Annotated in this window: 18 protein-coding genes and 4 tRNA genes; 17 read left to right on the plus strand and 5 right to left on the minus strand. The window is 58.5% G+C overall.

Translation table 11 applies throughout. From position 1 onward, the window contains the following. Positions 1-608 (minus strand): M24 family metallopeptidase (locus GV819_RS27410; RefSeq protein ID WP_161759178.1); only part of this gene is annotated, 608 nt, incomplete at its 3' end. Between the two features lie 228 nt (positions 609-836). On the opposite strand from GV819_RS27410, the gene truA reads away from it, so the two are divergent. From truA to GV819_RS27470, 12 genes are all read left to right on the plus strand, one after another. Continuing rightward, positions 837-1,661, plus strand: a complete 825-nt coding sequence (gene truA, locus GV819_RS27415) for a tRNA pseudouridine(38-40) synthase TruA (RefSeq protein ID WP_178125100.1) — start codon at positions 837-839, stop codon at positions 1,659-1,661. A 63-nt stretch (positions 1,662-1,724) separates the two neighbouring features. Beyond that, positions 1,725-2,357, plus strand: coding sequence for a phosphoribosylanthranilate isomerase (locus GV819_RS27420; RefSeq protein WP_161759180.1), 633 nt, complete (start codon positions 1,725-1,727; stop codon positions 2,355-2,357). Between the two features lie 259 nt (positions 2,358-2,616). Next, complete coding sequence (gene accD / locus GV819_RS27425) at positions 2,617-3,537, plus strand: acetyl-CoA carboxylase, carboxyltransferase subunit beta (protein WP_161759181.1); 921 nt, start codon at positions 2,617-2,619, stop codon at positions 3,535-3,537. After that, complete coding sequence (folC, locus tag GV819_RS27430) at positions 3,534-4,841, plus strand: bifunctional tetrahydrofolate synthase/dihydrofolate synthase (RefSeq protein ID WP_161759182.1); 1,308 nt, start codon at positions 3,534-3,536, stop codon at positions 4,839-4,841. Before accD ends, folC begins: the two co-directional genes overlap by 4 nt. Beyond that, positions 4,825-5,478: an SPOR domain-containing protein gene (locus tag GV819_RS27435; protein WP_161759183.1), complete on the plus strand. Its 654-nt coding sequence runs from the start codon at positions 4,825-4,827 to the stop codon at positions 5,476-5,478. Before folC ends, GV819_RS27435 begins: the two co-directional genes overlap by 17 nt. A 98-nt stretch (positions 5,479-5,576) precedes the next feature. Continuing rightward, positions 5,577-6,134 carry a CvpA family protein gene (locus GV819_RS27440; RefSeq protein ID WP_025130180.1) on the plus strand — a complete coding sequence of 186 codons (558 nt, stop codon included), beginning with the start codon at positions 5,577-5,579 and terminating at the stop codon, positions 6,132-6,134. Positions 6,135-6,175: 41 nt separating this feature from the next. After that, positions 6,176-7,681: an amidophosphoribosyltransferase gene (gene purF, locus GV819_RS27445; protein ID WP_161759184.1), complete on the plus strand. Its 1,506-nt coding sequence runs from the start codon at positions 6,176-6,178 to the stop codon at positions 7,679-7,681. A gap of 36 nt (positions 7,682-7,717) precedes the next feature. Further along, complete coding sequence (locus GV819_RS27450) at positions 7,718-8,929, plus strand: O-succinylhomoserine sulfhydrylase (RefSeq protein WP_161759185.1); 1,212 nt, start codon at positions 7,718-7,720, stop codon at positions 8,927-8,929. Next, a complete protein-coding gene (locus GV819_RS27455) occupies positions 8,926-9,702 on the plus strand; it encodes an SDR family oxidoreductase (protein WP_161759186.1) in 777 nt (258 codons plus the stop codon). Before GV819_RS27450 ends, GV819_RS27455 begins: the two co-directional genes overlap by 4 nt. A 168-nt stretch (positions 9,703-9,870) precedes the next feature. Then, positions 9,871-9,946 (plus strand) — tRNA-Val (locus GV819_RS27460). Between the two features lie 59 nt (positions 9,947-10,005). Beyond that, positions 10,006-10,082, plus strand: a tRNA-Asp gene (locus GV819_RS27465). A 101-nt stretch (positions 10,083-10,183) separates the two neighbouring features. Next, positions 10,184-10,260: transfer RNA gene (locus tag GV819_RS27470), tRNA-Asp, on the plus strand. A gap of 206 nt (positions 10,261-10,466) precedes the next feature. On the opposite strand, the gene GV819_RS27475 is transcribed toward GV819_RS27470, so the two are convergent. Beyond that, complete coding sequence (locus GV819_RS27475) at positions 10,467-11,750, minus strand: NAD(P)/FAD-dependent oxidoreductase (RefSeq protein ID WP_161759187.1); 1,284 nt, start codon at positions 11,748-11,750, stop codon at positions 10,467-10,469. A 187-nt stretch (positions 11,751-11,937) separates the two neighbouring features. On the opposite strand from GV819_RS27475, the gene GV819_RS27480 reads away from it, so the two are divergent. After that, a tRNA-Val gene (locus GV819_RS27480) sits at positions 11,938-12,014 on the plus strand. Between the two features lie 359 nt (positions 12,015-12,373). Here GV819_RS27480 and prfH read toward each other — a convergent pair. After that, positions 12,374-12,991, minus strand: coding sequence for a peptide chain release factor H (gene prfH, locus GV819_RS27485; RefSeq protein WP_161759188.1), 618 nt, complete (start codon positions 12,989-12,991; stop codon positions 12,374-12,376). Continuing rightward, positions 12,991-14,124, minus strand: a complete 1,134-nt coding sequence (locus GV819_RS27490; protein WP_161759189.1) for an RNA ligase RtcB family protein — start codon at positions 14,122-14,124, stop codon at positions 12,991-12,993. Before GV819_RS27490 ends, prfH begins: the two co-directional genes overlap by 1 nt. Before the next feature lie 508 nt (positions 14,125-14,632). Between GV819_RS27490 and GV819_RS27495 the strand changes: the two genes are divergently transcribed. The 4 genes from GV819_RS27495 (at position 14,633) to GV819_RS27510 (ending at position 18,146) form a co-directional block, all read left to right on the plus strand. Then, positions 14,633-14,983 carry a hypothetical protein gene (locus tag GV819_RS27495; protein ID WP_161759190.1) on the plus strand — a complete coding sequence of 117 codons (351 nt, stop codon included), beginning with the start codon at positions 14,633-14,635 and terminating at the stop codon, positions 14,981-14,983. A gap of 320 nt (positions 14,984-15,303) precedes the next feature. Then, entirely contained in the window at positions 15,304-15,933 is a 630-nt protein-coding gene (locus GV819_RS27500) for a lytic polysaccharide monooxygenase auxiliary activity family 9 protein (protein WP_161759191.1), read from the plus strand. 45 nt (positions 15,934-15,978) lie between these two features. After that, positions 15,979-17,445, plus strand: a complete 1,467-nt coding sequence (locus GV819_RS27505) for a carbohydrate-binding protein (protein ID WP_161759192.1) — start codon at positions 15,979-15,981, stop codon at positions 17,443-17,445. A 260-nt stretch (positions 17,446-17,705) separates the two neighbouring features. After that, positions 17,706-18,146 (plus strand): VOC family protein, encoded by a 441-nt coding sequence (locus GV819_RS27510; RefSeq protein WP_161759241.1) that lies wholly within the window; start codon positions 17,706-17,708, stop codon positions 18,144-18,146. 205 nt (positions 18,147-18,351) lie between these two features. Here GV819_RS27510 and csrA read toward each other — a convergent pair whose 3' ends face one another. Beyond that, on the minus strand, positions 18,352-18,546 hold the full coding sequence (csrA, locus tag GV819_RS27515; RefSeq protein WP_007920550.1) for a carbon storage regulator CsrA: 195 nt from the start codon (positions 18,544-18,546) through the stop codon (positions 18,352-18,354). Between the last annotated feature and the right edge of the window lie 85 nt (positions 18,547-18,631).

The raw sequence follows: 18,631 nt of genomic DNA on the forward strand, positions 1-18,631 counted from the left end.
ATCTGGATCTCCAGGATCCACAGGCCGACTTGCGGGCAGTCGGCAAAGTCTCCCAGGTCCCCGGCACGGTAGATTGCATGGGGGAAATCGCTGACCCGATGTCCTTTGATCTCCAGGTTGAGCACCCAGCCCATGGTGCGGGCCTGTTCTGCGGCGTAGCGATACAGCTCGGGGCCGGCCACCTGATGGGTTTTCCAATGATCGTGGACCTGGTCGAACAGGCTTTTGGCGGCGGCAGCGCAGGCATGCATTTCGACATCCTCGCCGATGACGAAGGTCGCGCCGCAATCGCCTTCATGGCGGTCCCAGACAATTCCCAGGTCGATGAAGAACAGATCGTGTTCCGCCAGTTGCGGGTCGCCGTCGGAGCGTTGCTTGAAGGTTTTCAAGGTGTTGGCGCCAAAACGAATCAGCAGTGGGTGCCAGATTCGCTCCATGCCCAGGTCTTGCAATACCTCAAGTGCCATTTCCCGGGCGGCTGATTCGTGCATGCCCGGTCTGATCCGCTTGGCCATTTGCGCGATGGCTTCCCAGGTCATGCGTTTGGCGTGAAGCATGCCTTCCAGGCTGTAGGACAGGCCCACGGCTTCTTTGTTGGTGGCGAACATTGATAGGCTCTCGATCAGGTGTCTCGTTATTTGTCGTTATATAAAATCCTATATAGCGTTGCTGCGGGTGCTGATGCAATCTCTCCATCGATTCGCTCTCTGGGGAGTGATCTTCAACTAATCCCGGGTAGCGCATGGCGTCTGCTCTCGACGGCCTTATAATGAGCGCCTTTGCGCATATCAGCAGGCTGTAAGTTCTTGGCAAATATAGATAACGCGGCCGCCGAAATGGCGGCCGCAGGCTTTTCCCGAATCGCTCTGGGTGTCGAATACAAGGGTTCCCGCTATCGCGGCTGGCAGCGTCAGTCGTCCGGCGTACCCAGTGTCCAGGAAACCCTGGAAAAGGCCCTGTCCAAGGTGGCGGATTCCCCGGTGATCGTTTCCTGCGCGGGGCGCACTGATGCTGGTGTGCATGCCTGCGGACAGGTGGTGCATTTCGATAGCCAGGCTGTGCGCTCGATGAAGGCCTGGGTCATGGGGGCCAATATCAACTTGCCCCACGACATCAGTGTCAGCTGGGCTCAGGAGATGCCGGCGCACTTTCATGCACGGTTCAAGGCGATCGCCCGGCGCTACCGCTATGTGATCTACAACGATCAGATCCGTCCGGCTCATCTCAATGAAGAGGTCACCTGGAACCATCGGCCGCTGGATATCGAGCGGATGGCTCAAGCCGCCGCGTTCCTGCTGGGTACCCATGATTTCAGTGCGTTCCGGGCAGGGCAGTGCCAGGCCAAGTCGCCAATCAAGGAAATTCACCACCTGCGTGTTACCCGGCACGGCAAGATGATCGTCCTGGATATTCGCGCCAGCGCTTTCCTCCATCACATGGTGCGCAATATCGCCGGGGTGCTGATGACCATCGGTGCCGGTGAGCGCCCTGTGGAGTGGGCGCGGGAAGTGCTGGAAAGCCGCACTCGTCGCACTGGCGGGGTTACGGCCCACCCGTTTGGCCTGTATCTGGTGCAAGTCGAGTACCAGGATGAGTTCCAGTTGCCCGAGCGATACATCGGGCCACATTTCCTCAGCGGATTCTCGGAACTTGGCGGCTGACGCCCGGAAAAGCATTTGCTACCATCCGGGACTTTCCGGATTTGCCCCAGAGGTTCAAACGACATGCCAGCCGTTCGCAGCAAGATTTGTGGGATTACCCGCATAGAGGATGCGTTGGCGGCGGTGGCGGCGGGGGCTGACGCCATAGGGCTGGTGTTCTATGCGAAAAGTCCGCGGGCGGTGAATGTGCAGCAGGCGCGGGCGATCATTGCCGCTTTGCCGCCGTTCGTGACCACTGTCGGGTTGTTCGTCAATGCCAGTCGTTGCGAGTTGGGCGAGATCCTCGATGCCGTGCCGCTGGATCTCCTGCAGTTTCATGGCGATGAGTCGGCGGCCGACTGCGAGGGGTATCACCGTCCCTATATCAAGGCGCTGCGGGTCAAGGCCGGGGATGACATTGCCGCAGCTTGCCTGGCGTATCCGCTGGCCAGCGGGATTCTGCTGGATACTTATGTCGAAGGCGTGCCGGGGGGAACCGGCGAGGCCTTCGATTGGTCATTGGTTCCTCGGGAATTGAGCAAGCCGATTATCCTGGCTGGTGGCCTGTCAGCAGAGAATGTCGTTCAAGCCATCGCTCAGGTTCGCCCTTATGCGGTGGACGTCAGTGGCGGCGTGGAGCAGAGCAAGGGCATCAAGGATCAAGCAAAGATTCGTGCATTCATGCAAGCGGTGCATCGCAGCAGTGAGTCGATGTGACGGCTGGCAGTCTGCCGCCGTCCATAACACCACTGTACAAAACAGGCAGGCACCGCCTTGAGGCGGGGTCGGAAACGAGTGGCAACCGCTCTATCGCGGGCTGCCGGGATGGCTGAGGAAAGGTTCGTTGCAGGCAGGTCGAGCCAGGTGCTGACCGCGGTAGCGAATTGATCATCGCCGCACACATGAATTTAGCTCAAGGGCATACGCGGGGTTGCGAACCAGAGCGTTCGGGCCGCCGGTACTGGAGAAAGAAAGCATGAGCAACTGGTTAGTAGACAAACTGATCCCTTCGATCATGCGTTCCGAGGTGAAGAAAAGCTCGGTGCCTGAAGGCCTTTGGCACAAGTGCCCGTCCTGCGAGGCGGTGCTCTATCGGCCAGAGCTGGAAAAGACCCTGGATGTTTGTCCAAAGTGCAATCACCACATGCGCATCGGTGCGCGTGCCCGTATTGACATCTTCCTCGACGCCGAAGGCCGTGCCGAACTGGGTGCTGAGCTGGAGCCGGTGGACCGTCTGAAATTCCGCGACGGCAAGAAGTACAAGGATCGCCTGGTCGCAGCGCAGAAACAGACCGGTGAGAAAGATGCACTGATCTCCATGAGCGGTAGCCTGCTGGGCATGCCAGTAGTGGTATCGGCCTTCGAGTTCTCCTTCATGGGCGGCTCGATGGGCGCCATCGTCGGTGAGCGTTTCGTGCGTGCGGCCAATTATGCCCTGGAAAATCGCTGCCCGATGATCTGCTTCTCCGCCTCCGGTGGTGCGCGGATGCAGGAAGCGCTGATTTCCCTGATGCAGATGGCCAAGACCTCGGCGGTACTGGCGCGCCTGCGCGAAGAAGGTATTCCTTTCATCTCTGTGCTGACCGATCCGGTCTACGGTGGTGTTTCCGCCAGTCTGGCGATGCTGGGTGACGTGATTGTTGCCGAGCCGAAGGCTTTGGTGGGGTTCGCCGGTCCGCGGGTGATCGAGCAGACCGTACGGGAAAAGCTGCCTGAAGGTTTCCAGCGCAGCGAATTCCTCCTGGAGCACGGTGCGATCGACATGATCATTTCCCGCCAGGAACTGCGTCCGCGTCTGGGTAGCCTGTTGGCTCAGATGATGGGGCTGCCGACGCCTGAGTTCGTGGATGCGCCCATCGAGCCAATCGTGGTTCCGCCGGCTCCAGCCAACCTATGAGCCAACGTACCTTGGGTGATTGGCTCGCCTACCTTGAGCAGTTGCACCCTGCAGCCATTGATATGGGGTTGGAGCGCTCGCAACAGGTAGCGTCCCAAATGGGGCTGGGCAAGCTGGCGCCTCGGGTGATCACGGTCACCGGCACCAACGGCAAGGGCTCGACTTGTGCCTTTGTCGCTTCCTTGCTGCGAGCCCAGGGGCTGCAGGTTGGTGTCTACAGCTCGCCGCACCTGTTGCGTTACAACGAGCGGGTGCAGCTCAACGGCGTTGAAGCTACGGATCAGCAGCTGTGCGAAGCCTTCACTGCGGTGGAGGCGGGGCGTGGTGATGTTTCCCTGACCTATTTCGAGATGGGTACTCTGGCAGCGTTCTGGTTGTTCCAGCGCGCAGCCCTCGATGCGGTGGTCCTGGAAGTCGGTTTAGGCGGGCGTTTGGATGCGGTCAATCTGGTGGATGCCGACTTGGCGTTGGTCACCAGTATTGGCGTCGATCATGTTGAATATCTTGGTGATTCCCGTGAGTCCGTGGCCTTTGAGAAGGCTGGGATATTCCGTTCGGGTGCGCCAGCTCTGTGTGGTGATTTGAATCCACCGCAACCGCTGCTGGACAAGGCGCGAGAGCTGGGTTGCGGGCTTTTTCTGCGTGGCAGGGATTTCGATCTGGGGTTCACTGAAGAGCACTGGCAGTGGCGTGGTCTGGATGCTCGGGGCAATCAGGTCGAACTGCGGGACCTGCCGTTGCTCGATCTGCCCATGGAGAATGCGGCGCTGGCCTTGCAGGCTTACCTGTTGATGGGGTTGCCTTGGCAGCCAGGACAGCTCGGTGCGGCCTTGCAGCAGACTCGGGTCACCGGGCGTCTGGATCGGCGTCAACTCGATTGGCAGGGCAAGCGTCTCAATCTGTTGTTGGATGTTGGGCACAACCCTCATGCGGCGCAGTATCTGGCTGAGCGCCTGGCGCGTCGGCCGATTGCCGGTAGGCGCCTGGCGGTGTTTGGGTTGTTGGCGGACAAGGATCTGCCGGGGGTGGTTGCCAGCTTGCGGGCTTCCGTCCAGCAGTGGGCGGTGGCGCCTTTGGATTCGCCGCGGGCGCGTCCTGTGGAAGATCTGCAGGCTGCGCTGGAGAGCCTTGGAGCCCCGGTAGCGTCCTACTCCAGTGTGGCTGCAGCCTTGGAAGCGCAGTGCGTGCAAGCGACTGCAGATGACGAAATTCTGCTGTTCGGATCTTTTTATTGTGTTGCCGAGGCGCTCGAGTGGCTCGCCCGGCGCTCCACGGAGGAAGCTGCACATGGCAATGCTGGATAACGTCTACAAGCAGCGAATGGTTGGAGCACTGGTGTTGATCGCGTTGGCAGTGATCTTTCTGCCGATGCTGTTCTCGCGAGAGGACGAGCAACGTCATGTGGCAGTTGAAGTGCCGGCTGCGCCGCAGGCGTCCGCCATGCCTCAGGTTCAGGTTGAGCCGGTGGTGGTGCCTGAGCCGCAGGCCTTGCCTGAGGGGTCGGTGCCCGCTGATGAACCGGTGGTTCAGCAGGCTGCACCTTCGATGCCGATTGCCTCGAGCGTGCCGGTGGTTGCGCCGGCTCCGGTGGTGGCGAGCAAGCCTGTGCCTGCGCCGAAACCCGCTCCTGCGCCGGTACCCGCGCAACAGGTGGCCACGGCCAAGCCCGACACCAGCCAAAGCCGGGTCGATGCCAATGGCTTGTCCATCAGTTGGTCGGTGCAGTTGGCCAGCCTGTCGAGTCGTGAAGGCGCGGAAAAACTGCAGAAAACCCTGCGCAGCCAGGGCTACAACGCTTATATCCGCTCGGCCGAAGGCAAGAATCGGGTATTTGTCGGGCCGCTGATCGAGCGCGCCGAAGCGGATCGCCTGCGTGACTTGTTGGGGCGTCAGCAGAACCTCAAGGGTTTCGTGGTGCGCTTCCAGCCAGAGCGTGGCTGAGACTATCTGCCTGATTTTAAAAGCACAGTGAATCGCAGCTTACCGACAGCCAAGCGCTCTGTTAAAATGCGCCGCCTTATCCGTCTGTAGGCTGCACTGTGCCATTTACCTGGGTTGACTGGGCGATCGTTGCAATAATCGCCATCTCCGCTTTGATCAGTTTGAGCCGCGGTTTCGTCAAAGAAGCCTTGTCGTTGCTTACCTGGATCATCGCAGGGGTCGTTGCCTGGATGTTTGGTGGCTCACTGTCCGAGTACCTCGGCGGTTATATCGAAACTCCCTCGGCTCGCGTGATTGCGGGCTGCGCAATCATGTTTGTCGCCACCTTGCTGGTGGGGGCAATGGTCAACTATCTCATCGGCGAATTGATTCGCGTCACCGGCCTCTCCGGTACCGATCGATTCCTCGGCATGGCCTTCGGCGCGGCGCGTGGCGCGTTGCTGGTGGTCGTGGCGGTCGGGCTCTTGAGCCTGGGGCCGGTACAGCAGGATTCCTGGTGGCAACAGTCGCGACTGGTGCCACAATTTCTATTGGTTGCAGACTGGTCCAAGAACCTCATTCTGGGGTGGAGCAGTCAGTGGCTGGCCAGCGGTATCAGCGTACCCGCTGATATACCGTTCAAGGAGCACCTCTTACCGGCCAAAACGCCTCAGTAAGACGGGTTCAGTTCAGTTTCATTAAGTAGGGGTTGCGTCGCATGTGTGGCATCGTCGGTATCGTCGGTAAGTCGAACGTCAATCAGGCGCTGTATGACGCGCTAACCGTCCTCCAGCACCGCGGCCAGGACGCTGCCGGTATCGTGACCAGCCATGACGGCCGGTTATTCCTGCGCAAGGACAACGGCCTGGTCCGTGACGTGTTCCAGCAACGGCACATGCAGCGCCTGGTTGGGCACATGGGTATTGGCCATGTGCGTTATCCGACCGCAGGCAGCTCGACTTCGGCCGAGGCTCAGCCGTTCTACGTCAATTCGCCGTACGGCATCACCCTGGCGCATAACGGCAACCTGACCAATGTTGAGCAGTTGGCCAAGGAGATCTACGAGTCCGACCTGCGTCATGTCAACACCAATTCCGATTCTGAAGTGCTGCTCAACGTGTTCGCTCACGAGCTGGCCCAGCGCGGCAAGCTGCAGCCTACCGAGGAAGACGTGTTTGCTGCGGTGACCGACGTGCATAACCGCTGTGTTGGTGGTTATGCAGTAGTGGCCATGATCACCGGTTACGGCATCGTCGGTTTCCGTGATCCTCACGGTATTCGTCCGATCGTTTTCGGTCAGCGTCATACCGACGAAGGCGTGGAGTACATGATCGCTTCGGAAAGTGTTTCCCTGGATGTACTGGGCTTCACTCTGATTCGCGACCTGGCACCGGGCGAGGCGGTCTACATCACTGAAGAGGGCAAGCTCTACACCCGTCAGTGCGCGACCAATCCACAGCTCACTCCGTGCATCTTCGAGCACGTCTATCTGGCGCGTCCTGATTCGATCATCGACGGTGTTTCGGTGTACAAGGCGCGTCTGCGCATGGGCGAAAAGCTGGCGGAGAAGATCCTTCGCGAGCGGCCAGAGCATGATATCGACGTGGTGATCCCGATCCCGGATACCAGTCGCACTGCGGCCCTCGAGCTGGCCAACCATCTGGGTGTGAAGTTCCGCGAAGGTTTCGTGAAGAACCGCTACATCGGTCGCACCTTCATCATGCCGGGCCAGGCTGCGCGGAAAAAATCCGTACGCCAGAAACTCAATGCCATCGAGCTGGAGTTTCGCGGCAAGAACGTGATGCTGGTGGATGACTCCATCGTGCGTGGCACCACCTGCAAGCAGATCATCCAGATGGCCCGCGAAGCTGGCGCTAAAAACGTCTATTTCTGCTCGGCGGCTCCGGCGGTGCGCTACCCGAACGTGTACGGCATCGACATGCCAAGCGCCCACGAGTTGATCGCCCACAATCGTTCGACCCAGGACGTGGCGGACCTGATCGGTGCTGATTGGCTGATCTACCAGGACCTGCCGGACCTGATCGAAGCAGTCGGTGGTGGCAAGATCAAGATCGAGAACTTCGATTGCGCCGTGTTCGACGGCAAGTACGTCACCGGTGACGTCGACGAGGCTTATCTGACCAAGATCGAGAACGCTCGTAACGATGCCTCGAAGGTCAAGACTCAGGCGGTCAGCGCCATCATCGATCTGTACAACAACTGATCCAGAGCATTCACGAAGACATTAGGAGTAGGCGGCATGAGTCAGGATTGGGATGCCGGTCGGCTGGACAGCGACCTTGAAGGCGTAGCGTTCGATACCCTGGCGGTGCGCGCCGGCCAACACCGCTCGCCGGAAGGCGAGCACGGTGATCCGATGTTCTTCACCTCCAGCTATGTATTCCGTACGGCCGCCGACGCGGCCGCACGCTTTGCCGGTGAAGTGCCAGGCAATGTCTATTCCCGCTACACCAACCCTACGGTGCGCTCTTTCGAAGAGCGGATTGCGGCGCTTGAGGGCGCGGAGCAGGCTGTGGCCACGGCTACGGGCATGGCAGCGATTCTCTCGGTGGTCATGAGCCTGTGCAGTGCTGGTGATCATGTGCTGGTGTCGCGCAGCGTGTTCGGTTCGACCATCAGTTTGTTCGAGAAGTACTTCAAGCGTTTTGGTGTGGCAGTCGATTACGTGCCCCTGGCGGACTTGTCCGGTTGGGATGCGGCGATCAAGAGCAACACCAAGCTGCTGTTCGTTGAGTCGCCATCCAATCCTCTGGCTGAGCTGGTGGATATCGCCGCATTGGCCGAAGTGGCCCATGCCAAGGGTGCGATGCTGGTGGTAGACAACTGTTTCTGTACCCCGGCGTTGCAGCAGCCGCTGAAGCTGGGTGCGGACGTGGTGGTGCATTCGGCAACCAAGTTCATCGACGGCCAGGGTCGCTGCATGGGCGGAGTGGTAGCCGGACGCAGTGAGCAGATGAAAGAAGTGGTGGGATTCCTGCGTACCGCGGGGCCGACCCTGAGTCCGTTCAATGCCTGGATTTTCCTCAAGGGCTTGGAAACCCTGAACCTGCGGATGCGTGCGCATTGTTCCAATGCCTTGGCCCTGGCCGAATGGCTGGAGCGGCAGGATGGCGTCGAGAAGGTGCATTACGCAGGTCTTGCCAGCCATCCTCAGCATGAGCTGGCCAAGCGTCAGCAGCGTGGTTTCGGTGCGGTGGTGAGCTTTGAGGTCAAGGGTGGCAAAGAGGGTGCGTGGCGCTTTATCGATGCGACTCGCCTGATTTCAATTACCGCCAACCTGGGTGACAGCAAGACCACCATCACTCATCCGAGCACCACCTCCCACGGACGTTTGGCGCCGCAGGAGCGTGAGGCCGCCGGCATTCGTGACAGCCTGATCCGTGTTGCGGTCGGCCTGGAAGATGTGGCTGACCTGCAGGTCGATCTGGCTCGTGGGTTGGCGGCCTTGTGATTGAGTTGTCCACGCCCCTGGACGGCAGTAATGGTCGTGTCGCGCTGGTCACCGGTGCGGCACGAGGCATTGGCCTGGGTATCGCTGCCTGGTTGATCAGCGAAGGCTGGCAAGTGGTGCTGACCGACCTGGACCGGGAGCGCGGCTCCAAGGTGGCCAAGGTGTTGGGGGAGAGTGCCTGGTTCATTACCATGGATGTGGCGGACGAAAGCCAGGTGGCCCAGGGTGTCGCCGAGGTGCTGGGGCAGTTCGGGCGACTGGATGCTCTGGTCTGTAACGCTGCGGTGGCTGACCCGCACAACATCACCCTCGAAAGCCTGGACCTGTCTTATTGGAATCGCGTGCTGGCGGTGAATCTCGGTGGGCCAATGCTCTTGGCCAAACACTGTGCGCCTTATCTGCGTGCCCATGGTGGCGCTATTGTCAATCTGGCTTCTACTCGGGCCCGTCAGTCCGAGCCTGATAGTGAGGCTTATGCGGCGAGCAAGGGTGGTCTGTTGGCCTTGACCCACGCGTTGGCGATCAGCCTGGGGCCGGAGGTTCGGGTCAATGCGGTGAGCCCTGGCTGGATCGATGCGCGTGATCCGGCATTGAGGCGTGCTGAGCCGTTGTCCGATGCCGATCATGCCCAGCATCCGGCGGGCAGGGTCGGGACGGTGGAGGATGTGGCATCGATGGTGGCTTGGCTGTTGTCGCGCAATTCAGGTTTCGTCACCGGCCAGGAGTTCGTGGTGGACGGCGGCATGAGCAAGAAAATGATTTATCAGGGGTAGGGCACTGACGAGCCTCAAGCTTCAGGCGGCGAGATGAGTGTCTCCGGGGCTGTTGTTTTTAAGTGTTGTCTGAAGCATGCCATTTGCCGCTGTTTTGAAAAAAACTTCAATACTGCTATTGACTTAGCTTCGATACCTGCGTAAATTTCGCGGCCTCAACGAAGTAAAGGGTGATTAGCTCAGCTGGGAGAGCGTCTGCCTTACAAGCAGAATGTCGGCGGTTCGATCCCGTCATCACCCACCACTTCTTGAGTGTCTTTCGCAAGAAAGATGGAAGCTTCCACGGAAGCATCCAACCGACGCGCAGCGGTAGTTCAGTCGGTTAGAATACCGGCCTGTCACGCCGGGGGTCGCGGGTTCGAGTCCCGTCCGCTGCGCCATATTTTCCAGGTCAGGCTTGCCTGATTTGAGATTGAAAAGCCTCGAAGCTTGTCAGTCAGACGATTTAAACGGTTCAAATGGACGCAAGTCCAAGCGATACGCAGCGGTAGTTCAGTCGGTTAGAATACCGGCCTGTCACGCCGGGGGTCGCGGGTTCGAGTCCCGTCCGCTGCGCCATATCAGCTCCAAGGCCCACTGAACGCCTTGAAGCAACGAAGCAAGTCGAAGGCTTGATTCGGATCGATAGCAAAGACCCTGGTCGTAAGACCGGGGTTTTTTGTTTCTGCGATTTGTACTGGTTGTCGCGATTCTTGGCAGTAACGATGGATCACAAAAAAACCGCCTGTAAGGCGGTTTTTTTGTGGGTGCGGAACAGCTTCTTATCAGAAGCCGAATTTGTCCCGCAGGCTGTAGTACCAGGCTCCCAGCGCGGTGAATGGCGTGCGCAACAACTGGCCGCCAGGGAATGGGTAGTGGGGCAGGTCGGCGAAGGCGTCAAAGCGCTCTGCTTGGCCGCGCAGGGCCTCTGCCAGGACTTTGCCTGCCAGGTGGGTGTAAGTCACCCCGTGGCCGCTGCAGCCCTGGGAGTAATAGATGTTGTCGCCCAGGCGACCAACTTGCGGCAGGCGCGACAGGGTCAGCAGGAAGTTGCCGGTCCAGGCGTAGTCGATCTTCACATCTTTCAGTTGGGGGAAGGCCTTGAGCATCTTCGGTCGGATGATTGCTTCGATATTGGCCGGGTCGCGAGCGCCATACACCACGCCGCCGCCGAAGATCAGGCGCTTGTCGCTGGTGAGGCGGTAATAGTCCAGCAGGTAGTTGCAGTCCTCGACACAGTAGTCCTGTGGCAGGAGGCTGGCGGCCAGCTCATCGCCCAAGGGTTCGGTGGTGATCACCTGGGTGCCGCAGGGCATGGATTTGGCTGCTAGCTCGGGGATCAGATTGCCCAGGTAGGCGTTGCCCGCGACGATGATGAACTTGGCGCGGACCTTGCCCTGTGGGGTGTGCACTACGGGGTTGGCGCCGCGCTCAATGCGTATTGCCGGGGATTGTTCGTAGAGCGTGCCGCCCAGTGATTCCACGGCCGCTGCTTCGCCCAGCGCCAGGTTGAGTGGATGGATATGACCGCCGCTCATGTCGAGCATGCCGCCCTTGTATTGATCGCAGGCTACGACTTCGCGAATCCGTCGCTCATCCAGCAGCTCCAGCTGAGTGTGGCCATAACGCTCCCAGAGGCGCTTCTGCGACTCCAGGTGGCCCATCTGCTTGCTGGTCAGCGCGGCGAAGACTCCGCCGTCTTTCAGGTCGCATTGAATCTGATGCTTGGCCACGCGTTCGCGAATGATCCTGCCGCCCTCGAACGCCATCTGTCCCAGCAATTGCGCTTGCTTGGGGCCGACGCTGCGTTCGATTACGTCGATGTCTCGGCTGTAGCTGTTGACGATCTGCCCGCCATTGCGCCCGGATGCGCCGAAGCCGACCTTGGCGGCCTCCAGGACGGTGACACGAAAGCCGTTTTCCAGGAGGAACAGTGCGCTGGACAGGCCGGTATAGCCTGCACCGATCACACAAACATCGGTTTCAACTTCGCCTAGCAGTGGCGGGCGTTCTGGGGCCGCATTGGCGGAAGCGGCGTAATAGGACTGTGGGTAGGGAATGTTCGCCATCCTGCGACCTCATGTGTTTAATATATTTTACGAGTGCGCCGATGCTACCTGAGTTGCAAATGGGCTGCCAGACGGGCTGGGAAACTTCTTCGCAGTCAAAAAATTAAAAAATTCGCATATTCATAGGCTTAGCTGCAAAAAAGATGTTGACACCCCTTCGGAATTCCGTAGAATGCCGCCTCACAGCAGGCACGTAGCTCAGTTGGTTAGAGCACCACCTTGACATGGTGGGGGTCGTTGGTTCGAGTCCAATCGCGCCTACCAAACAAAATCCGCTCTGCTGGGCGGTCTAGAAGGGCGATCCGAAAAGGGTCGCCCTTTTTTGTGCTTGTTTTTTAAGGGCTAGCTGTTTCTCTCCTTTTCTTTTGGCATCACGGCTCACTGGCTGTTTTATTTCTCTTCTCTATAGATGTCTTGATGTTGATGCGTCGAGGGTGGATGACGCTCCCCGAAAGTCCCGGACTCGACAGGCACTACTGCTAGATTTCTTGGTTATTGGCTGTACCGGCTTCGCTTGCTGGAGTGTAGGGGCAGGCATCTTGTGCCGTGTCTGGCTGTTGAAGAATCTTTACCTCTGTGGGAGTTGCGCTGACGGCCAACTCCCAGTCGAGTTAGGGAAGGGCTCAGCCTTTGGGGGTAAAGGCGTTGCCGCTGAAGGTGCGCACAGGGTTGCCGCGTTCAACCTGATGATGGGCATCGCGGCGTTGCAGGCGCAGTTCCTGAGCAGATTGTTCTTGCTGTGCAGCAAGCCGTTGCTGGATCAGCAGGCGTGCCAGGCGTTTGTTGTCATGCTGGCTACGTTCGGACTGCACTTTCACACTGATGCCTGTTGCCACGTGTGTAGCGCGTATTGCTGAGTCGGTTTTGTTCACATGCTGCCCGCCTGGGCCTGATGCGCGCATGGCTTCGAAACGAATCTCGTCCTCCATGCTCTCCACCGGGGGGCTGAACAGTTGGCCGGCGAAGAACCAGTTCTTGCGCTTGTGTTCGGGTCGATAGGGGCTCTTACAGGTCCAGAGCAAGGTGCCTGCCCAGTGTGTTGCCAGTTCCGGGGCATGTTCGCCGTCGAGGCTGACTAGCACTGATTTGTGAGTGTCCCGGATATCGCCGGCAACCTGTTCGACGATGCCGAGGCGCACGCCCTGCGCCTCGGCTTCGCTGTGCAACCGACGCAAGGCTTGTGTCACTGCCAGTTCACATTCGGCAGGTCCTTGGGCGGAGGATAGTTGTAACAGCAGCATCAGCAGCACCCCCGGCGTTTGTAGGTCAGTACCGGCTTGAGCCGGGCGATGATCTTCACCAGGCCGGCATCCCGTAGGCTGCCAACCACGCTATCGATGCTCTTGTAGGCTTCGGGGGCCTCTTCGTACATCAATCCGCGATCCTCGCAGATCACCCGGCTGCCCAGTTGGGTGCGTTTGAGCTGATCGAAGCTGAAGCGATTTGCCAGTCGATCCTTGCAGTCGCTGCGTAGCCATTTGCGGCCGGCACCGTGGGCCAGTGAGTAGAGGCTGATGGCCGCTGGAATGGGTTGTACCAGGTAGCTGTAGTCGCCGCGAGAGCCAGGGATGACCACTGGGCCCTGGTCCGAAGGCGTGGCGCCCTTGCGATGCAGCCAGCCGGGAATGCCGTCAATATTCGCCGCGGATACCAGGTTGTGATTGATATCCAGCACTGAACTTCCCTTGGCTCGCAGGTTGTGCAACAGGCGTTCGGCAATCAGGCGTCGGTTGGCTTCGGCGAAGCGCAAGGCGTCGTCGTGCTGCTGCAGGTACTGCGCGCCGGCGGCACTGCTCGTCAGCAGGCCGTTGTGGCCATGTTGCTCCACGTGGTGTCGCAGAATGGCTTCTCCCAGGCCCCGGGAGCCACTGTGTACTAGCAACAGCAAGGCTTTTGGGTCCAGGGCGAGGGCTTGCAAGGCCGCAGTGTCGTGCACTTGATCGAGCTGTTGCAGTTCCGCGAAGTGATTACCGCCACCGATGGTACCCAGCGAGTGTTCGTGACCGCTGAGGGGCAGCTCCAGCTTTGCTCGTTCTTCGTCCCACTGTTCATCCAGGGGAAGGTCGATATTGCCGATTTTCTTTTCCAGCTTGTCGAGGTTCAGGCGGCTGCAGGAAAGGTTGGTTTGCCACAGCGTCATGCCGCAGCCGATGTCGTTGCCTACCAGTGCCGGATAAATCACCTCGGTGGAGAAAAAGGCCGCACCCACTGGGTAGCCGCGACCTGGGTGCAGGTCCGGCATGCCGACGACCTGGCGCATGCCGGGCAGTTGGGCGGTGGTGTTTAGTTGCTGGAGCGCTTTGTCTTCGATCCAGGTGGTGTCGGAGGCGATCAGAGAGACGCCGTTCGACAAATGACGGATGCAATTGTCCATGTCCAATTCCTGATTGGGAAAAATAAAGTCAGGTAATGGCAGGACGAAGCAGGATTTAAGCGGAGGCGCTAGCGGGTAGCGGGTACAGCGTTTAAACCAGGCACGTCCTGCAAAGGGTGATCAGCTGTTGCATGGTGGATCTCCTTGGCAAAAGTGTGGGAAGGGGCGCGAAGACTAATCCTTTGCCTGGAGGATGACAATGGGGGCGTAAATAAAGAGTGCGTTTTTAGGCCGTAATGCTCATGAACCATCGCTTTGTTGAATGGGGATGGTTGTGCAGGCCTTTGATAGGTTCTCCAGGTTGCCCAGGTGCGGACTGCTTGCCGATGAGCGCGCGATGATCGATAACTACCAACATTTGGTTGCTGGCGATCAGCAGGCCATCGCGCAGTTGGCATCTTCCTTGGCGGAGCGCTGAGGCCGAACAGGGATGGCTTTTTCTTTGGCCTGAACGCCTTTTTTCTGCTGCCTGAGCGATACTCTCGCGTTTTAAGGACGAGGTGGTGGCATGCGGTTTTTGATGGCAGGAATGATTGCGGTTTTGCTGGCCGGTTGTGCGAGCTCCACCATGGATGACGCTCGGGCAAGAACACCGAACAAGACTCTGACCTCGGCCAAGGCCGAGCAGCTGGTGGCACAGTGCGTGCAATTTGCCTGGCAGGATGAAGCGGTCTTCGGTGTGGATGCTGCTGCGTACCTGCAATCAGGCAAGGCCGGCGGCTATACGGTGTATACCCGCTCCGCTGAGTCCTTTGTGGATATCAAGGCTGAGGCATCGGCGACCACTGTCCGCTTCTACGCCATCGAAGACAGCTCTGTCTCGAAGCGCCGCCTGGCGGCGCTGGCGACCTGTCTATAGCGCACTGGACTTGTACAAGCACAAACCCGGCATTGGCCGGGTTTTGTTGTTTCTGAAAGGCGCTTTTTGCAGCTAGTTGTGCTTTTTACTGTTTGCCGCTGGAAGAAGAGTGAGTCTGGGCGTAGCAAGGCGTGTAATACATTGACGATTGAAACTGTCAGTTTAAATAAGGAAGTCCGCGGATTGTTTGGTCTTGCGCTGGATTCTGTAAATTGTCCCGAATGGTTAGTTTGTTGGGCGGTGAAAAAAGTCGGTAGAAGTGCGCTAGGTTTAGGGGGCTCAACAAGGAGCGAAATTAATTAATCAATGGAGTGAAAGATATGAATAAGCCACAAGCTCAACTTAAACATGGTCGCGTTGTATCGCCTTCCAGCCGTGGTGCGGTGGCGGTGGAGCTGGGACTGCTGGGTACCTGGCAGGTGAACGAAATGGAAGGAGGTAAAAACTTCCCTGCACTCACTGGCGGCCCCTTTCCGAAACCCTATGACGGCGACGTAGCAAGCGTTGCACCACCTGCAGACGGCCATATTCTTAGCGGTGGCAAGGTTGATGAGCGTGACTGCATCAACTTCACCAACGAAGAAATGTCGAAAAAAATCAATCGTCCCTTTAGTTGGCCGCTGCTGAATGTTGACCCGGGCCAAGTGTTTCAGGTGCAGTGGGAGTACACCGCGCCGCACGTCACCCGAGGTTACAGCTGGTTCATCACTAAAGACGGTTGGGATCCGAAGCAGCGGATCAGTCGCGCACAATTGGAACCTCAGGCCTTTTACCAGGACTTTTATACCGAAGTTCCATACGACAAGTTTGGCTCGGTGCTGAAGGCCAAGACTCATCATGAAGTTGTGCTGCCAAAAAACAAGAAAGGCCACCATGTTGTAGTCCTGGTGTGGATTGTTGCCAATACTGGCAACGGGTTCTATCAGGCGTTCGATCTGGACTTCAAGTAAGTTTCTGCCGAATAAAATTCTTTAACGGTTCTGAAGGATTAGAGCGTGAATAAAATCGACTTTGCATTGATCAAGAGTCAAGCCGCGGATGCCGCTTCCCTGATGCCGAGTATTGCCGGCAAGAAGATCCTCATGGGCTTCTGGCATAACTGGGCTGCTGGTCCCAGTGATGGATATCAGCAGGGGCAGTTCGCCAACCTGAGCCTGTTGGATGTACCCAAGGAGTACAACGTGGTGGCGGTGGCCTTCATGAAGGGCAATGGTATCCCCACCTTCAAGCCCTACAACCTCTCGGATGCCGAGTTTCGGCGTCAGGTCGGCGTGCTTAACAGTCAGGGGCGGGCGGTGCTGATTTCCCTGGGTGGCGCCGATGCGCATATCGAGCTGCACAAGGGCAACGAGCAGCCTTTGGCCAACGAAATCATCCGCCTGGTGGAAACCTACGGATTCGATGGCCTGGATATCGACCTGGAGCAGAGTGCCATCGACTTTGCCGACAACAAGAGCGTGCTGCCTGCAGCGTTGAAGCTGGTGAAGGACCACTACGCAGGCCAGGGCAAGCATTTCATCATCAGCATGGCGCCGGAGTTTCCGTACCTGACTAGCAATGGCAAGTACGTGCCTTACTTACAGGCGCTGGAGGGTTATTACGACTTTGTCGCGCCACAATATTACAACCAGGGTGGCGATGGGCTCTGGGTGCAGGAGGCCAACGGCGGGCAGGGGGCCTGGATCGCCCAGAACAATGACCAGATGAAGGAGGATTTCCTGTTCTACCTGACCGATAGCCTGGCCTCGGGTACTCGTGGCTACAGCCGGATTGCAGCAGACAAGCTAGTGATTGGTTTGCCGAGCAATGTCGATGCCGCGGCCACTGGCTATGTCATCGATCCGGCAGCGCTGAGTGGTGCGTTCAAGCGTTTGCAGGGCGCCGGACATACCATCAAGGGATTGATGACCTGGTCGGTGAATTGGGATGCCGGTGTCAATCGGCAAGGGGTGCACTACAACTGGGAGTTTCGTAACCGCTATGCGCCGCTGATCCATGGTGATGGTGGTGAGCCGGAGCGTCCCGGGGCTCCTGGCAACCTGCAGGTGTTGGGGGTTGGCCGCAACAGTGTCAAGCTGAGCTGGAGCGTTTCCAGCGGCGTACGCCCGGTCGAGTTCTACACCCTGTATCGCGACGGCAGTGCAGTGGGTAAGGCTGCGTCCCCAGGTTTCGAGGACCAGGGACTGAGTGCCGACACTCAGTACAGCTATTTCGTCACGGCCACTGATACTCAAGGGCGCGAGTCGTTGCCCAGTCGCAGTGTGAGTGCCAGGACCGCCGGAGGTGTTGTCGATCCGAGTTTCCCTGAATGGCGCACCGACCAGCACTATCTCAGGGAGGATGGGGTGAGCTATGAAGGTCATCGTTACCTCTGTCTTCAGGAGCACACCTCGAACCCGGCCTGGACGCCTTCGGCGGCCTTTACGCTCTGGAGCAAGGTGTTGCTGGAGCGTCATGGCTGAAGCGTACAGGTCATTCTTGAGTGAATGACCCGGCGGCCCTCGCGGATTCTTGATCCGGGTACGGGCCGCCATTTTTGTTTGGGTGCCACCGGTTTTTATCCGTCACGGGTTCGCAGCGGATTGTCCGGTTGTGAGCTATTGGTGAGCTGCCCGGGTGTTTCGATCAGTCGCTCAGTTGTAAACATTGGTAAGCGGCACTGCACGGGAAAGGGGCTTGAGCGTAGTCTCACCGCTCGATCAATGTGCAATGGAAGCCTTCGATGTTTCAAATGAATAGCCTGGTTCCGGAAATGCTGGTCACGGATCTGGAGCGCAGTCTGTCTTTCTATCGCGATACTTTGGGTTTCAAGGTGGAGTATCAGCGTCCGGAACAGCTCTTTGCCTTTCTCTCCTTCAATGGCAGCCAACTGATGTTGGAGCAGGATGACCAGCAGGAGTCTGCCTGGCGTGTCGGGCCCTTGCAGGCGCCTTTCGGGCGTGGAATGAACTTGTCGATCGAGTGTTTGGATATTCGCCAGTTGGCTGTCGATTTGGCGCAAGCCGGCGTCACTTTGCGCAGAGAGATCGAAGAGTGCTGGTATCGGCAGGAGGGGATGTTGTGCGGTCAGTTGAACCTGTTGGTGCTCGATCCTGACGGCTACCTACTGCGGTTCATTGAAAATATCGGCTTCAAGGCTGTGGAGGCTGCGGCAGGCGCCTGACCGCTGGGCCCGGGTGCGACGCCGGCATTGCTGTGGCGCCGCGCGCCGGGATTCGGCAGTCGGGGCTGTCGCCGGGAAGGGGCGATAGTCAGTGGTTGACGATAATCCGGTGTGCGGGAATATGCGCTGAGGAGAAGCTCAAGGCAAACAAGAAACGCGCTGCGCCAGCCATTGTGCATAGGCAAAGGGCTGGTGCTCAGGGTGCTCAAGGAGTTTCGCGTTTGTCCGGGGCCGTAAGTCCCGCCTGTATACGTTGATAGATCTCTTCGCGGTGTACCGCGACATCTTTGGGTGCATTGATGCCGATGCGGACTTGTTGGCCGCTGACGCCGAGGATGGTGATCGTAATGTCGTCACCGATGTTTATGCTTTCACCGACTTTGCGGGTGAGTATCAGCATGATCTTCTCCTTGATAGCTTTGTAGGGCACCAGATTCAAACAGTGCAGAGGTCGGTCTTAGGTATAGATTAGTGCGAAGTTCCAC

The organism is Pseudomonas sp. Fl5BN2 (assembly GCF_009908205.1).
Lineage (GTDB): Bacteria > Pseudomonadota > Gammaproteobacteria > Pseudomonadales > Pseudomonadaceae > Aquipseudomonas.

What these genes read in the sequence shown, in the direction of transcription:
- GV819_RS27450 (WP_161759185.1), top strand. Translation starts at nt 7,718, where the DNA reads ATGAGTCAGGATTGGGATGCCGGTCGGCTGGACAGCGACCTTGAAGGC.
- GV819_RS27420 (WP_161759180.1), top strand. Translation starts at nt 1,725, where the DNA reads ATGCCAGCCGTTCGCAGCAAGATTTGTGGGATTACCCGCATAGAGGAT.
- GV819_RS27495 (WP_161759190.1), top strand. Translation starts at nt 14,633, where the DNA reads ATGCGGTTTTTGATGGCAGGAATGATTGCGGTTTTGCTGGCCGGTTGT.
- csrA (WP_007920550.1), bottom strand. Translation starts at nt 18,546, where the DNA reads ATGCTGATACTCACCCGCAAAGTCGGTGAAAGCATAAACATCGGTGAC.
- truA (WP_178125100.1), top strand. Translation starts at nt 837, where the DNA reads ATGGCGGCCGCAGGCTTTTCCCGAATCGCTCTGGGTGTCGAATACAAG.
- GV819_RS27435 (WP_161759183.1), top strand. Translation starts at nt 4,825, where the DNA reads ATGGCAATGCTGGATAACGTCTACAAGCAGCGAATGGTTGGAGCACTG.
- prfH (WP_161759188.1), bottom strand. Translation starts at nt 12,991, where the DNA reads ATGCTGCTGTTACAACTATCCTCCGCCCAAGGACCTGCCGAATGTGAA.
- GV819_RS27500 (WP_161759191.1), top strand. Translation starts at nt 15,304, where the DNA reads ATGAATAAGCCACAAGCTCAACTTAAACATGGTCGCGTTGTATCGCCT.
- folC (WP_161759182.1), top strand. Translation starts at nt 3,534, where the DNA reads ATGAGCCAACGTACCTTGGGTGATTGGCTCGCCTACCTTGAGCAGTTG.
- GV819_RS27510 (WP_161759241.1), top strand. Translation starts at nt 17,706, where the DNA reads ATGTTTCAAATGAATAGCCTGGTTCCGGAAATGCTGGTCACGGATCTG.
- accD (WP_161759181.1), top strand. Translation starts at nt 2,617, where the DNA reads ATGAGCAACTGGTTAGTAGACAAACTGATCCCTTCGATCATGCGTTCC.
- GV819_RS27475 (WP_161759187.1), bottom strand. Translation starts at nt 11,750, where the DNA reads ATGGCGAACATTCCCTACCCACAGTCCTATTACGCCGCTTCCGCCAAT.
- purF (WP_161759184.1), top strand. Translation starts at nt 6,176, where the DNA reads ATGTGTGGCATCGTCGGTATCGTCGGTAAGTCGAACGTCAATCAGGCG.
- GV819_RS27490 (WP_161759189.1), bottom strand. Translation starts at nt 14,124, where the DNA reads ATGGACAATTGCATCCGTCATTTGTCGAACGGCGTCTCTCTGATCGCC.